The following is a 13,472-nucleotide window of genomic DNA, read 5'->3' on the forward strand; positions in this document are numbered from 1 at the left end:
TCCAGGTTACGCGGTCCGGCGGCGGGCCCACCAGGCGCGGCGTCGGGGGTGGGGAAAGGGCCCGCCCCCGGCTGCCGGGGGAACAGCGCGGGGGCGGGAGCTGGTGGCCGGGTCAGGCGGCCGGGGCGCCGGTCGCGGCGGCGCCTGCGGTCAGTCCTCGACGGTGACCTGGTAGCGGTCGAGCCAGGCGTTCACCCACAGCGGGACCTCGAGGTCGATGCGGGTGATCTGGGTGCTGTTCTCGCTGACCGGGCTCTCCAGGCGGCGGCGCACCTTGGCCATGTCGAGGAGCGGGCGGACGGGCGCGTCGGGGTTGGCGGCGAGTTCGGCGAGGCGGGCGTGGAGGTTCTTCTCGTAGCCGGAGTCCTGGGTGCTGGGGTAGGGCGCCTTGACGCGTTCCGCGATCGAGGTGGGCAGCAGGTCGCGGGTCGCGGCGCGCAGCAGGCTCTTCTCCCGGCCGTCGAAGGTCTTCATCGCCCAGGGGGTGTTGAAGACGTACTCGACGAGCCGGTGGTCGCAGAACGGCACCCGCACCTCCAGGCCGACGGCCATGCTCATGCGGTCCTTGCGGTCGAGCAGGGTGTTGAGGAAGCGGGTGAGGTTGAGGTAGCCGATCTCCCGCATCCGCTTCTCCAGGCCGCTCTCCCCCGGCAGCACCGGCACCTCGGCGATGGCCTCGTGGTAGCGGGCCCGGCGGGTGCCGGGGATGTCGAGGGTCCGCAGCAGGCCGTCGTCGAAGAGCGGCGTGCCGTCGTAGAACGGGCCGGGGGTGGTCGTCAGCCACGGGAAGGTCTCGGCGGTGAGCACTTCCGGGTCGTGGAACCAGCTGTAGCCGCCGAACAGTTCGTCGGCCGACTCTCCGGACAGCGCGACCGTGGAGTGGGCGCGTACGGCCTGGAAGAGCAGGTAGAGCGAGGGCCACAGGTCGCCGTACCAGACCGGCGGCAGGTCGGTCGCGCCGAGGACGGCGGCGCGCACCATCGGGTCGCTCAGGTCGTCGCTGTCGAGCAGGATCTCGTGGTGGTCGGCGGCGACGTGCTGGGCGAGGTCGCGGACGAAGGGCGCGTCGGGGGTGGCGCGCAGCGGGTCGGGCACGAAGTTGTCGGCGGCGCCCACGAAGTCCACGGAGAACGACCGCACCGGTCCGGCTCCCCGGGACGCCAGCGCCTTGGCGGCCAGCGCGGTGACGGCGGAGGAGTCCAGGCCGCCGGAGAGCAGGCTGCACAGCGGGACGTCGGAGATGAGCTGGCGCGAGACGGTGTCCTCCAGCAGCTCGCGCACGGTGCGCACGGTGACGTCCAGGCTGTCGGTGTGCTCCCGGGCCTCCAGGGCCCAGTAGCGGCGCTTGGCCAGGCCCTCGCGGCGGACGGTGACCAGGTGTCCCGGGCGCACCTCCTTCATGCCGGTGAACAGGGCGTGCTCCGGGGTCTTGGTCATGTCGAGCAGCTCGCGCAGGCCGTCGAGGCCGATGCGGCGCGGGACCTCGCGGTTGGCGAGGATCGCCTTGGGCTCGGAGCCGAACAGGACGCCGTGCGGGGTGGGGTAGTAGTAGAGCGGCTTGACGCCCATGCGGTCACGGACCAGCAGCAGCTGTTCGCGGCGCGCGTCCCACAGGCCGAAGGCGAACATCCCGTTGAGCCGGTCGACGAAGGACTCGCCCCACTCCAGGTACGCGCGCAGCACCACCTCGGTGTCGCTGCGGGTACGGAAGGTCTGGCCGCGCGTGATCAACTCGGCGCGCAGCTCCCGGTAGTTGTAGATCTCACCGCTGAAGGTGAGGACGACTAACAGACGGCCGTCCTCCTCCGCCTTCATGGGCTGGCGGCCGCCCTCCAGGTCGATGACGGAGAGCCTGCGGTGGCCGACCGCGGCGTGCCGGCCGGTCCAGGTGCCCTCGTCGTCCGGGCCGCGGCAGGCCATGGTGTCGGTCATGGCCCGTATGACGTCGGCCTCCAGGCCGAGGTCGCGGTCGAAGTCCACCCACCCGACGATTCCGCACATGTCATGTCCTCCTTGAGAGCTGTGTCCTTGAGAACGGTGTCCTTGAGGTCCGCGGCCGGAGTACGGGCCCGGTCGGCCCCGTGGTCACTCCTGGCCGGGGAAGGCGTGGCGGCGGGCGAGGTGCGCCCAGGCCGCGGCGACCATCAGCAGGGCGACGACGCCGCCGAGCTCCAGCACGGTGGACGGCGAGGTGCGGTCGACGATGACGCCGCCGACCAGGGCGCCGATCGAGATGGTCGCCTGGAACGAGGCGGTGAACAGCACGGACGCCGCCTCGGGGTGTTCGGGGGCGGACTTGACGAACCAGGTCTGCGAGCAGACCGGGACCGCGCCGTAGGCCATGCCCCACACGATCAGCAGCGCGATGGCGCCCGCGTCCCAGCGGCCGAGCACCGGCAGCAGCAGGGTGGCGGCCGCCAGCATGGCCGCCGCGGTGGCGAAGACCAGGTGCGGGCGGCGGGCGACGACCGCGCCGCCGACGAAGTTGCCCGCGATGCCGGCCGCGCCGTAGACGAGCAGGAACACGGTGATCATGCCGGGGCTGACGTGGGTGACCTGCTGGAGGAAGGGGCTGACGTAGGTGTACGTGCCGAAGTGGGCGATGACGATGAGGAAGGTGAGCAGCAGCGCGAAGCGGGTGTTGACGCTGCGCAGCATCCCGCGCAGCACGCTGAGGCGGGTGGTCTGCTGCGGCGGCAGCGCGGGGACGACGGCGAGGATCGCGGCGAGCACGGCGACCGTGAAGACGCCCATGACCAGGAAGGCGGTGCGCCAGCCCGCCACGTTGCCGATGAGCGTGCCGACGGGGACGCCGAGGACCGAGCCGAGCGGCACCGCGGAGAAGATCACGGAGGTGGCGCGGGGAACGGACTCGGCGGGCACGAACCGTTCGGCGAGCCCGGCGCCGATCGACCAGAAGCCGCCGATGGTGATGCCGACCATGACCCGGGAGACCAGCACGAGCCAGTAGCCGGGTGCCATCGCGGCCAGGAAGTTGGCCAGGGCCAGCAGGCCCATGAAGGCGCAGAGCATCAGGCGGCGGTCGACCCGGGCGGTGGCCACGGTGAGCGTGGGTGCGGAGACGGCGGCCAGGAATCCCGGCATGGTCATCATCAGGCCGGCGGTGCCGTCGGAGATGCGGAAGCTGGCGCCGACCGAGGTCAGCAGTCCGATCGGCAGGATCTCGGTGGTGACGATGGCGAAGATGCCCATCATCACGGAGACCACGGCGAGCCAGCCGGTCAGGGGCGAACGTGTGGTGCGCGTCGTACCGCCGACGACAGGTTTGGTGGCTGTGGACATGATTTCCCGTCCTGTGCTGGGCACTCGGTGACTGTGGGATCAGTCCAGCAGCACACGGGGGTGGGAGTCCGGCAGGAATCCGACGTCTGTCTGGCGAGGATGACGTCGCGAACCTGCCAGTGACCTCGTCGCACGGGCCCAGGATCGGGGCGACACGCCGCGTTGCGGTCGGATGGTCGGACGGGCATGTTGTCGGACATACCACCTGGCCGCCGGGGAGACCGTCAGCCTGGCCGCCCGTCGGGCCGTCCGTCAGCCGTCCGTCGGGCCACCGGTCAGCCGTTCAGCCGTTCAGCCGGACAACTGGTCCCAGTACTCGGCGGCCATCACGATGAGCCCGCGGGCGGTCGCGCCGTAGGCCGCGCAGACGGCGACGGCATGGAAGGCACGGTGGTACTCGGCGACCTGACGCGGGTCCACCACCCGCTGGCGCTCGCCGGTCAGGGCGTCGACGCGTACGTGCGTCTCGTGCAGCCAGAAGCTCGCGGAGGGCCACACGGCCGGTTCCGCGTCGGACGGCACGACGCCGAGTTCGACGTTGGGCAGGGTGGCCACGTACTCCAGGTGGGCGAGTTGTGCGGCCATATCGCCGGTGGCGCAGACCTTGGTGTAGAGCGCGAGTTCGTCGACGAGAAAGGTGTATCGCCGCCAGTTTTCCCGCAACTGCCGCTGGAGTGACTCCAGTTCACTGATCGCGGTTTCGAAGGAGCCCATCGCGCCGCGCCAGCTGAGGATCTTTGTCAAATGCGCACGGGCATATGCGTCGGTCTGCAGCAGGGACGGGATGAACTTGTGCTCGTAGACCCGCAGATGACCGCTTTCCTCGTTCCGCATGGGGAAGCCTCCCTCCGAGACGGGCGCGTCCGGACAAGTCACGGGCGAAGGCGCCCGGTCGAGGCGGGCGACCGCCGCGATCAGGCTCTCCGCCTGCTGCTCGGCCCGGGTCCACGAGCACCAGGCGGCGATCTCCCGATGGGTGGGCGCGCGATAACCCGCTTCGATCTGGCTGATTTCCATCGCGCTCATTCCCGAAGCTACGGCCAAAGCTTCGACGCTGAGATCGGCGCGATCCCGTAGTTCTCTCATGCGTATGCCCAGTCGGTGCCTGGCACCGTCCGTGGGCCGTGGGGACGGTGAACTCATGGAGATACCTCATCCGGTTGTTCCGCACCAACTGACCGCGGGAAAGGGGAAGGCGTCCGGGACACCCAACAACATGGCGGCCGAGCTTGGCAATAACGATCCTGCACTCGGTCGGCCTCCGGTCACGCAACCGTCCCGCCCGGCTCCCGCGGGTGCGAGGGGCCTGCCCGAAACTGCACGCATGTTGTCGTTTCCGACACTCGTGATCGCCCTCCGCGTGACGGACGATCGTGACCGTGAACGAGAACACACGCATTGCGACCAGCCCGGTGACCCCCCGGGCCGAGCGGGGGCCGGCCGTCCCCGCGGCGGCCCCCCGCCCGGGCCGCGCCTGGCTGCGAGCCGCCGTACCGGTGGTGGCGATCGGCTGGGGCGCCCAGCAGTTCACCCCGCTGCTGCTGCTCTACCAGGCCCGGCTCCACCTGTCCGCCACCACCGTGCAGGCGACCTTCGTGCCGTACGTGATCGGCCTGATCCCCGGGCTGATGTTCGGCGGGCCCTGCTCCGACCGCTTCGGCCGCCGCAAGGTCATGCTGCCGACCGTCGTGCTGTCGGTGCTGGGCACCGTGCTGCTGATCGTCGGCGCGAACGGGCTCGGCTTCACGCTCGCCGGACGCCTGGTGTCCGGCATGGCGAGCGGCGCGGGCTTCAGTTGCGGCGGCGCCTGGATCAAGGAGCTGTCGGCCTCCTCCGGCGACACCGACCACGGACCCCGGCGGCTGACGGTCTCGATGGGCATCGGCTTCGGCCTCGGCCCGCTCGTCGCGGGCGTGCTGGCCCAGTGGGCGCCCGACCCCACCCTGATCGCGTACCTGCCGCATCTGCTGATCTGCGCCGCCGCGTTCGCCTGCCTGCTCACCGTGCCGGAGACCCTCACCCCCTCCCCCGGCACCAGCTTCCTGCGCAACCTGCGCATCCACGAGGTACGCGAGCGGCGCTTCGTCACCGTCGTCCTGCCGCTCGCGCCCTGGGTGTTCATCGCCGTCGCGGTGGCCGTGGGCTACCTGCCGGGGCTGGTGGCCCATCAGATCTCCGGCGATCCGCTGATGTTCAGCGCCCTGGTCGTCGTCGCCAACGCGGGAGCGGGCATCTTCGTCCAGCCACTCGCCCGCAGGCTGCACACCCCGCCGACCCCTCGGCTGCTCGGCTGGGCGCTGGCGATCGTGGTGGGCGGCATGCTGGTGGCCGCGCTCGCCGCCTGGCTCCACCAGCCCGCGCTGGTGCTGGTGGCCTCCCTCGTGCTGGGAGCGGGGTACGGCTGCTGCCAGTTCTACGGGCTCACCCAGGTCCAGCAGCTGGCCTCCCCCGAGCACCTGGCCGGGCTCACCGCGACCTATCAGGCCGTCACCTACGTGGGCATGATGGCGTCCTACCCGCTGGCCGCCATCGGCTCGGTGGTCCCGGCGCCCGCGGTGCTGCTGGGGGTCGCCGTGCTGGCGGCGCTGACGCTGGCCTGGACGACCCGGGCCGCGGCGGTCCGCACCACGTCGCCGTCCGGGGCGTCGCTCCCCGCGTGAACGGCCCTCGCACGCGTCGCCGCACCGGTCCCGGCCGGTGCGGCGACGCGTCGCGGGTGACACGGCGGGGCCGCCGCCCGAGGGGCCGCCGGTCAGTGGCAGATCAGTTCCAGCGGACGCCGCCGGGCCAACAGCTCGGCGCGACCGGCCGGGCGCCGGGCGAACTCCGCCTCGCCGTCGGCCGGTTCGTCCTCCACCTCCGGCACCAGGGGCTCGGCCCTGAAGGTGCGCCGGTAGGTGTCGGGCGAGACGCCCACCATCCGGTTGAAGTGGCGCCGCAGCGTGCCCGCGGTGCCCATCCCGGTCTGCGCGGCGATCTGCTCGATGCTCTGGTCAGTGGTCTCCAGCAGTTCCTGGGCCTGGTTGATCCGCTGCGACAGCAGCCACTGCAACGGGGTCTTGCCGGTCACGGCGTTGAAGTGGCGGCTGAGGGTGCGGGTGCTCATGTTGGCCTGCCGCGCCAGGTCCACCACCGTCATCGGCTCGTCCAGCCGGGCCGTCACCCACGGCAGCAGGTCGGCCAGCGGGTGGTCCTGGCCGCTGACCGCGGGCGGCGCCACGAACTGCGCCTGCCCGCCGTCCCGGTGCGGTGGCATCACCAGGCGTCTCGCGAGCGCGTTGGCGACCGCGGCGCCGTGGTCGAGGCGCACCAGGTGCAGGCACAGGTCGATGCCGGCCGACTTGCCCGCGGAGGTCAGGACGTCGCCCTCGTCCACGTAGAGCACGTCGGCGTCGACGGTGACGCCCGGGTAGCGGGCGGCCAGCAGGTCGGCGTGGATCCAGTGCGTGGTGGCCCGGCGCCCGTCCAGCAGCCCGGCGGCGGCCAGCACGAACGAGCCGGTGCAGATCGACACGATGCGCGCCCCCGCGTCGTGCGCCGCGCGCACCGCCTCGACCAGCTCGGCCGGCGGCTCCTCGGCGACGTCACGGCAGGCGGGGATGATCACGGTGTGCGCGGTGGCGAGTTCGTCCAGGGAACGCGCCCCCTCGGGACGGAACCAGCCGCCGAACCGGGCGGAGTCGGAACCGCACACCATGAAGTCGTACCAGGGATCCGACAGATCGACACGATTGACACCGAATACCTCACACGGCGCGGCCACCTCCAAGATCGGAATTCCGTCCGAGATCGCGACGGCGACGGTTCGGGGCATGTCCGTTTCGGGCATGACTACATCCTGTCCCTGAGAGGCGGACACGGTCAACGGTGATGCTTTTTAGGAATCGCGGCGCAGTGCCGACGAGTTACCCCCATCCCAATTGATACGGCGAGGACGGCGGCCATGACAAACAATTCCGCGGGCCCGGATTCCGCTTCGGATTTCTTCTACCGGGATCTGGGCGGCGGACGCTATGAGAGTACCGCCGCGACGGCGGGACCGTGGAGCCCGAAGGCCCAGCACGCCGGTCCGCCCTCGGCGCTGCTGGGCCGGGCGCTGGAGCGGCACGAGCCCCGGGACGGATTCCGGATCGCGCGGGTCACGCTGGAGCTGCCGCGGCCGGTGCCGGTCGGCGAGGTGGAGGTGGCGGTGCGGACCGTGCGTTCCGGCGGGCGGGCCGAACTGCTGGAGGGCGAACTGAGCGCGGACGGGCGGCCGGTGATGTACGCGCGGGCCTGGCGGATCGCGGCCGCCCCCGGTGACACCCCGGCGCTGCGCCCGTTGCCGCCGCCGCCGGCGCTGCCGGAGCCGCAGCCGCTGCACACCATGGCCGGGGCGCACCTGGACGGCTACGTCTCCGCGATGGAGTGGCGCTTCGGGCCCGGCGGGGGGTTCGACGTGCTGGGGCCCGGCTCGGCGTGGGTGCGCCAGCGCGTCCCGCTGGTGGCCGGTGAGGACGACACGCCGCTGACCCGCGCGCTGACGGTGGCGGACAGCACGTGGGCGGTCGCCTTCGAACTCGACCACCACCGCCGCCTGGTGATCAACACCGACGTCACGCTGGCGCTGCACCGCGAGCCGGTCGGCGAGTGGTTCTGCCTGCGCGCGGCGACCGCGGCGAGTCCGGACGGCTCGGGCCTGGCCTCGGGCACGCTGGACGACGCGGCCGGTGACTGCGGGCGGGTGGTGCAGACGCTGCTGGTCGCCGAACGCTGAACGGCGGTGCGCGGCAAGCGGGTTGACGGTGCGGGCGCGCGCCGGTGCGCCGTCCTCCGTGTGCGGCGGAGGACGGCGCACCGGCCACGCGCGCGGCGGCTACGGCCAGTCGACGAGCAGGTGCCTGGGGCCGCGGAAGGAGACGTTGGCCGGGAAGGTCAGCTCCTGGTCCTCCACCAGCCGCATGCCGGGCGCCCGTTGGGCCAGCAGGTCGAGGGCGATGCGGGCCTCCATGCGGGCCAGGGCGGCGCCGATGCAGTAGTGGATGCCCTTGCCGAACGCCAGGTGGGCGCGGACGTCGCCGCGCATGATGTCGTAGTCCTCGGGCGCGGAGAAGTACTTGGGGTCGCGGTTGGCGGCGCCGAGCAGCAGCAGGATCTTGGCGTCCGCGGGGATCTCCACGCCGCCGACGGTGACCGGGCGGGTGGTGATGCGCCGCCAGGCGATGATGCTGCTGTCGTAGCGCAGGGTCTCCTCGACGGCGGCCGGGACCAGCGTGCGGTCGGCGCACAGGGCGTCCCACTGCTCGCGGTGGCTCAGCAGCTGGCGGATGGCGTTGCCGGTGAAGTTGGTGGTCGTCTCGTGGCCGGCGAAGCTGAGCCCGTAGGCGACGTTGGTGATCTCCTCCAGGCTGATCGCCTCGGGGTCCTCGCGGTGGATGCGGATCAGGTCGCTGGTGAAGTCGTCCACCGGGTCGGCGGCCCGCTTGGCGACGAACTCCTCGCAGTAGCGCCAGTAGTGGACCATGTTGGTCGCGATCTCGCGCTGCTCCTCGGGGCTCGGGCGGCCCCAGCTGAAGGCGATGCGGTTGCCGCACCAGCTCTTGAGCATGTCCATGTCCTCATCGGGGAAGCCGATGAAGGTGAAGATCATGTAGGCGGGCAGCGGGTAGGTCAGGGCGGGGACCAGGTCCACCCGGCCCGGACGGATGTCGTCCACCAGCTCGGTGGCCTTCGCCCACACCTTGGGCTCCAGCACGGAGACCCGGCGGGCGGAGAACCCCTTGAGGTTGTGCCGCCGGATGCGGGTGTGCTTGGGCGGGTCGCAGTCCGACATCACCGGGCTGGCGTGGAATCCCCCGGCGATGATCGCGCGGGCCTCGTCGCTGAGCGGGAAGACCGGGCGCTGGCCGACCGCCGCGGAAAAGGTGCCCGGGTCCTTGAAGGCCGATTCGATATCGTCATAGCGGGTGATCACCCACATGTCGATCGAGGGCGCGTAGAACGCGGGCACTTCTTCGCGTACGGCGGTCAAGTCCGGATACGGGTCCGCGAGATAGGGCTCCGCGAGCGGATCGAAAGACTGATGGACCGGGCACGATGTCATGTCGGTCATCGCCATGACGCAACCTCCTCGTCTCGGTCCTCCAAGTCTCTTTCTCCTGGCCGGTTTTGGAAATGATATTAATATGATCCGCGTTATAAAGTGAGCTCATGACCGACCGGATCAGCCTGCGCCAGCTGGACTACTTCGTGGTCGCCGCGCAGACCGGCACGATGACCGGGGCCGCGCGCCAGCTGTTCGTCTCGCAGGCCGCGGTCTCCCTCGGCATCGCCGAACTGGAGCGGCAGCTGGGCGTCCAGCTGCTGCTGCGCTCGAAGTCCAAGGGCCTCACCCTCACCGAGGCGGGACGCGTCCTGCTCCCCCAGGCCCGCACCCTGCTGTCACGCACCGACGAGTTGCAGGCGGGGCTGCGCGACGTCGGGCAGACCCCGGCCGGCGACCTGCTGGTCGGCTGCTTCACCACCATCGCGCCGTTCCTGCTGCCGGGGCTGCTGGAGGAGTTCCAGCGCGCCCACCCCCGGGTCCGGGTCGACTTCGTCGAGGGCTCGCTCGTCGACCTCCAGCACCAACTCCTCGACGGACGCTGCGAGATGGCCGTCCTGTACGGCGTCGACATCCAGCCCGGCATCGCCCACGAGGTGCTCTACGCGACCGAACCGCACGTCCTGCTCCCCCGCGGCCACGCGCTGGCCCGGCGCTCCACGGTCCGGCTGTGCGACCTCGCCGACCAGGACATGATCATGCTCGACGTGCCGCCCAGCATGCGCTACTTCACCGAGGTCCTGGCCGGCGCCGGGGTCTCGCCGCGGATCCGGCACCGCACCCGCAGCTTCGAGATGGTGCGCAGCCTCGTCGCCCGGGGCTTCGGCTACTCGCTGCTCATCCAGCGCCCGGCCCTCGACTACAGCTACGAGGGCCGCGAGGTCACCGTCCGCCCCATCAGCGACGAGGTCGTACCGCTGCCCGTGGTGCTGGCCCGGCCCGCCGGATCCCTGCCGACCCGGCGCGCCGCCGCCTTCGCGGCCTTCTGCCACGACTGCGTCGCCCGCGACCCGGGCCTGGGCTGACGGCGCGGTCTGCGGCCCGTGCGGTCCGGGGGGGGGAGGCGGTCCGTGCGGCCCGGGGGGAGGCGGTCCGTGCGGCCCGGGGGGAGGCGGTCCGTGCGGCCCGTGGGAAGACGGCCGGCAAGGGCTCCGGGGGAAGTGGGCCCGTAAGGGTGATGTCGGAATTCCGCCAGCCGACCGGGCTCCGGGGCCGCATCCTGGAGACATGTACGAAGACACCGAGCGATGTGTGCGGGCCGTGCAGTCCAAGGACGCCCGGTTCGACGGGTGGTTCTTCACCGCGGTCCTGACCACCAGGATCTACTGCCGCCCCAGCTGCCCGGTCGTGCCTCCCAAGCCGCGCAACATGAGCTTCTACCCGAGCGCCGCGGCGGCCCAGCAGGCCGGATTCCGGGCCTGCAAGCGCTGCCGCCCGGACGCGACGCCCGGCTCCCCCGAGTGGAACGAGCGCGCCGACCTGGTCGCCCGGGCGATGCGGCTGATCAAGGACGGTGTCATCGACCGGGACGGCGTGCCGGGCCTGGCCGCCCGCCTCGGCTACAGCACCCGGCAGGTCGAGCGCCAGCTGCGCGCCGAGCTGGGCGCCGGACCGCTCGCCCTGGCCAGGGCCCAGCGGGCGCAGGCCGCGCGGCTGCTGATCGAGACCAGCACGCTGTCGATGGCCGAGGTGGCCTTCGCCGCCGGGTTCTCCTCGATCCGCTCGTTCAACGACACCGTGCTCATGGTCTTCGGGCTGCCCCCGACCGAGCTGCGCCGCCGCAGCCAGCCCCAGGCAGCCGCCGGAAGCCTGGCGCTGCGCCTCCCGTACCGCCAGCCGCTGTGCCCGGACAACCTCTTCGGCCACCTGGTCGCCACCTCGGTGCCCGGCGTCGAGGAGTGGCGTTCCGGCGCCTTCCGGCGCACCCTGCGACTGCCGCACGGCCACGGCATCGTGGAGCTGCGGCCCACCCCGGCCGCGTACATCGACTGCCGGATGACCGTCTCCGACCTGCGCGACCTGACCACGGCCATCAACCGCTGCCGCTGGATGCTGGACCTGGACGCCGACCCGGACGCGGTGGACGAGCAGCTGGGCGCCGACCCGGTGCTGGAACCGCTGGTCCGCAAGAACCCGGGCCGCCGCGTCCCGCACACCGTGGACGGTGCCGAGTTCGCCGTGCGCGCCATGCTCGGCCAGCAGGTCTCCACCGCCGCCGCCCGCACCCATGCCGCCCGCCTGGTCACCGCGCACGGCACGCCCGTCAGCGACCCCGGCGGCGGTCTGACGCACCTGTTCCCCGAGCCCGCCGACCTGGCCGAGCTGGATCCGGCGACCGTCGCGTTCCCCAAGAAGCGGCAGGCCGCGCTGAACGGCCTGATCGGCGCGCTGGCCCGCGGCGACCTCGACCTGAGCCCGGGATCCGACTGGCAGAAGACCCGCGCCGACCTGGCCGCGCTGCCCGGGATCGGCCCGTGGACGGTGGAGACCATCGCGATGCGCGCGCTGGCCGACCCCGACGCGTTCACCGCCACGGACCTCGGCGTCAAGCTCGCCGCCGGCGCGCTGGGCCTGCCCACCACGCCCATGGCGCTGACCCGGCACAGCGCCTCCTGGCGCCCGTGGCGCGCGTACGCCGTGCAGCACCTGTGGGCCACCGGCGACCACCCCATCAACCACATGCCGACCGCCGACGTCGTCGCCGCGCCGCCCGCCCCCGCCCGGGCCGCCGCGGTCGCCACCGCGACCTGAGGCGCACCGGCGGACACACCCTCGCGAACACGGCAGGCAAGGAGAACCCCATGAGCGCCGCTGGCGCCGGTGAGCGCGTGCACACCGTCATCGACAGTCCCTACGACCCCCTCACCCTCGTGGCGCAGGGCGAGCACCTGGTCGGCCTGTACATGGTCGACCAGCGGCACCGCCCCGAGCAGTCGACCTTCGGCCCGCGCGCCGACGCCGACGACCACCCGGTCTTCGCCGTCACCCGCGACCAGCTCCAGGAGTACTTCGCGGGCCACCGCGACACCTTCGACCTGCCGCTGATGCTGCGCGGCACCGCGTTCCAGCAACGCGTGTGGGCGGCGCTGCGCGAGATCCCGTACGGCGAGACCTGGACGTACGGCGAACTCGCCCACCACATCGGCCAGCCGTCGGCGTCCCGTGCGGTGGGTCTGGCGAACGGCAAGAACCCGGTGGGCGTCATCGTCCCCTGCCACCGCGTCGTCGGCTCCGACGGCAGCCTGACCGGCTACGGCGGCGGCCTGGAGCGCAAGCGCGCGCTGCTGGAACACGAACGCGCCCTCGCGCCGTCGGGGGCGGAGCAGCAGACGCTGGTCTTCTGAATCTTCTGGCCGACGGCTCTCTGACCGATGGTCTCCTGACCGATGGTCTTCCGAGGGCCGGGCTCCCCGGGCGCGTGCGTGCGCCCTTCCCGAAGCGGCCGGGGCCGCGGTGCGTTGACGTCTCCCGTCACACCGCGGCCCCGGCTCTGTCTCCGCCCATGCCTCTCAGCCCGAGGTGACGCCCGCTCTCAGGCCAGGCTGACGAAACGGGCCGAGGTGGCACCGATCTCCCCGGCGATCTCCGCGATCAGGTGCGGGGCGACCTCACTGTCGATGGTCAGCGCCACCAGCGCCTCGCCGCCCTCGGTGGCCCTGGCCACCTGCATGCCCGCGATGTTGACGCCCGCCTCGCCCAGGACCCGGCCGACGGTGCCGATGACACCGGGCATGTCCTCGTAGCGCAGGAACGCCATGTGATCGGTGATGTCGAGGTCCACGTCGTAGTCACCGATGGCGACGATCTTCGGGCGGTTGCGGTTGCCGGCCAGCGTCCCGGAGACGGAGACCTCCTCACCGGACGCCAGTGTGCCGCGTACGGTCACCAGGTTGCGATGGTCGGGGGACTCGCTGCTCGTCATGAAGCGCACCTCGACGTCCCGGGCACGGGCGAACAGGGGTGCGTTGACGTAGGAGACGGTCTCGGCGACGACGTCCTCGAACACGCCCTTGAGCGTGGACAGTTCGAGCACCTTCACATCATGCTGCGTGATCTCACCACGCACCTCGACATCCAGACGCACCGC

The 13,472-nt window shown here is 71.9% G+C and carries 11 protein-coding genes; 5 read left to right on the plus strand and 6 right to left on the minus strand.

Annotation, left to right across the window (positions count from 1 at the left end; translation table 11 throughout):
- Positions 1-150 precede the first annotated feature (150 nt).
- The 3 genes from asnB to K7472_RS29920 form a co-directional block, all read right to left on the minus strand.
- A complete protein-coding gene (gene asnB, locus K7472_RS29910) occupies positions 151-2,001 on the minus strand; it encodes an asparagine synthase (glutamine-hydrolyzing) (RefSeq protein ID WP_222981966.1) in 1,851 nt (616 codons plus the stop codon).
- A gap of 84 nt (positions 2,002-2,085) precedes the next feature.
- Entirely contained in the window at positions 2,086-3,303 is a 1,218-nt protein-coding gene (locus tag K7472_RS29915) for an MFS transporter (RefSeq protein WP_252396459.1), read from the minus strand.
- A 291-nt stretch (positions 3,304-3,594) separates the two neighbouring features.
- Positions 3,595-4,446: a helix-turn-helix domain-containing protein gene (locus tag K7472_RS29920; RefSeq protein ID WP_222981968.1), complete on the minus strand. Its 852-nt coding sequence runs from the start codon at positions 4,444-4,446 to the stop codon at positions 3,595-3,597.
- 236 nt (positions 4,447-4,682) lie between these two features.
- Between K7472_RS29920 and K7472_RS29925 the strand changes: the two genes are divergently transcribed.
- Positions 4,683-5,963 carry an MFS transporter gene (locus K7472_RS29925; protein ID WP_222981977.1) on the plus strand — a complete coding sequence of 427 codons (1,281 nt, stop codon included), beginning with the start codon at positions 4,683-4,685 and terminating at the stop codon, positions 5,961-5,963.
- Between the two features lie 92 nt (positions 5,964-6,055).
- Here the strand turns inward: K7472_RS29925 and K7472_RS29930 are convergent, their stop codons facing one another.
- Positions 6,056-7,132 (minus strand): helix-turn-helix domain-containing protein, encoded by a 1,077-nt coding sequence (locus tag K7472_RS29930; protein WP_252396460.1) that lies wholly within the window; start codon positions 7,130-7,132, stop codon positions 6,056-6,058.
- A 114-nt stretch (positions 7,133-7,246) separates the two neighbouring features.
- Here K7472_RS29930 and K7472_RS29935 point away from each other — a divergent pair, with 114 nt between their 5' ends.
- On the plus strand, positions 7,247-8,059 hold the full coding sequence (locus K7472_RS29935; RefSeq protein ID WP_222981980.1) for a thioesterase family protein: 813 nt from the start codon (positions 7,247-7,249) through the stop codon (positions 8,057-8,059).
- Between the two features lie 99 nt (positions 8,060-8,158).
- Here the strand turns inward: K7472_RS29935 and K7472_RS29940 are convergent, their stop codons facing one another.
- Positions 8,159-9,400, minus strand: a complete 1,242-nt coding sequence (locus K7472_RS29940; RefSeq protein WP_222981990.1) for a cytochrome P450 — start codon at positions 9,398-9,400, stop codon at positions 8,159-8,161.
- 92 nt (positions 9,401-9,492) lie between these two features.
- On the opposite strand from K7472_RS29940, the gene K7472_RS29945 reads away from it, so the two are divergent.
- The 3 genes from K7472_RS29945 to K7472_RS29955 all read left to right on the plus strand — a co-directional run bounded on the left by K7472_RS29945 (position 9,493) and on the right by K7472_RS29955 (position 12,729).
- On the plus strand, positions 9,493-10,410 hold the full coding sequence (locus tag K7472_RS29945; protein ID WP_222981992.1) for a LysR family transcriptional regulator: 918 nt from the start codon (positions 9,493-9,495) through the stop codon (positions 10,408-10,410).
- A gap of 202 nt (positions 10,411-10,612) precedes the next feature.
- Entirely contained in the window at positions 10,613-12,136 is a 1,524-nt protein-coding gene (locus tag K7472_RS29950) for an AlkA N-terminal domain-containing protein (protein ID WP_222981994.1), read from the plus strand.
- 50 nt (positions 12,137-12,186) lie between these two features.
- Entirely contained in the window at positions 12,187-12,729 is a 543-nt protein-coding gene (locus K7472_RS29955) for a methylated-DNA--[protein]-cysteine S-methyltransferase (RefSeq protein ID WP_222981996.1), read from the plus strand.
- A gap of 188 nt (positions 12,730-12,917) precedes the next feature.
- On the opposite strand, the gene K7472_RS29960 is transcribed toward K7472_RS29955, so the two are convergent.
- On the minus strand, positions 12,918-13,472 hold a 555-nt coding region (locus K7472_RS29960), incomplete at its 5' end, for an ACT domain-containing protein (RefSeq protein ID WP_222981998.1).

The sequence above is a fragment of the Streptantibioticus parmotrematis genome (assembly GCF_019890615.1).
In the GTDB taxonomy this organism is placed as follows: Bacteria; Actinomycetota; Actinomycetes; order Streptomycetales; family Streptomycetaceae; genus Streptantibioticus_D; species Streptantibioticus_D parmotrematis.

Bases quoted from the DNA above. Each gene is read 5' to 3' on its own strand.
- asnB (WP_222981966.1), bottom strand. From the start codon at position 2,001: ATGTGCGGAATCGTCGGGTGGGTGGACTTCGACCGCGACCTCGGCCTG.
- K7472_RS29915 (WP_252396459.1), bottom strand. From the start codon at position 3,303: ATGTCCACAGCCACCAAACCTGTCGTCGGCGGTACGACGCGCACCACA.
- K7472_RS29920 (WP_222981968.1), bottom strand. From the start codon at position 4,446: ATGAGTTCACCGTCCCCACGGCCCACGGACGGTGCCAGGCACCGACTG.
- K7472_RS29930 (WP_252396460.1), bottom strand. From the start codon at position 7,132: ATGCCCGAAACGGACATGCCCCGAACCGTCGCCGTCGCGATCTCGGAC.
- K7472_RS29935 (WP_222981980.1), top strand. From the start codon at position 7,247: ATGACAAACAATTCCGCGGGCCCGGATTCCGCTTCGGATTTCTTCTAC.
- K7472_RS29940 (WP_222981990.1), bottom strand. From the start codon at position 9,400: ATGGCGATGACCGACATGACATCGTGCCCGGTCCATCAGTCTTTCGAT.
- K7472_RS29945 (WP_222981992.1), top strand. From the start codon at position 9,493: ATGACCGACCGGATCAGCCTGCGCCAGCTGGACTACTTCGTGGTCGCC.
- K7472_RS29950 (WP_222981994.1), top strand. From the start codon at position 10,613: ATGTACGAAGACACCGAGCGATGTGTGCGGGCCGTGCAGTCCAAGGAC.
- K7472_RS29955 (WP_222981996.1), top strand. From the start codon at position 12,187: ATGAGCGCCGCTGGCGCCGGTGAGCGCGTGCACACCGTCATCGACAGT.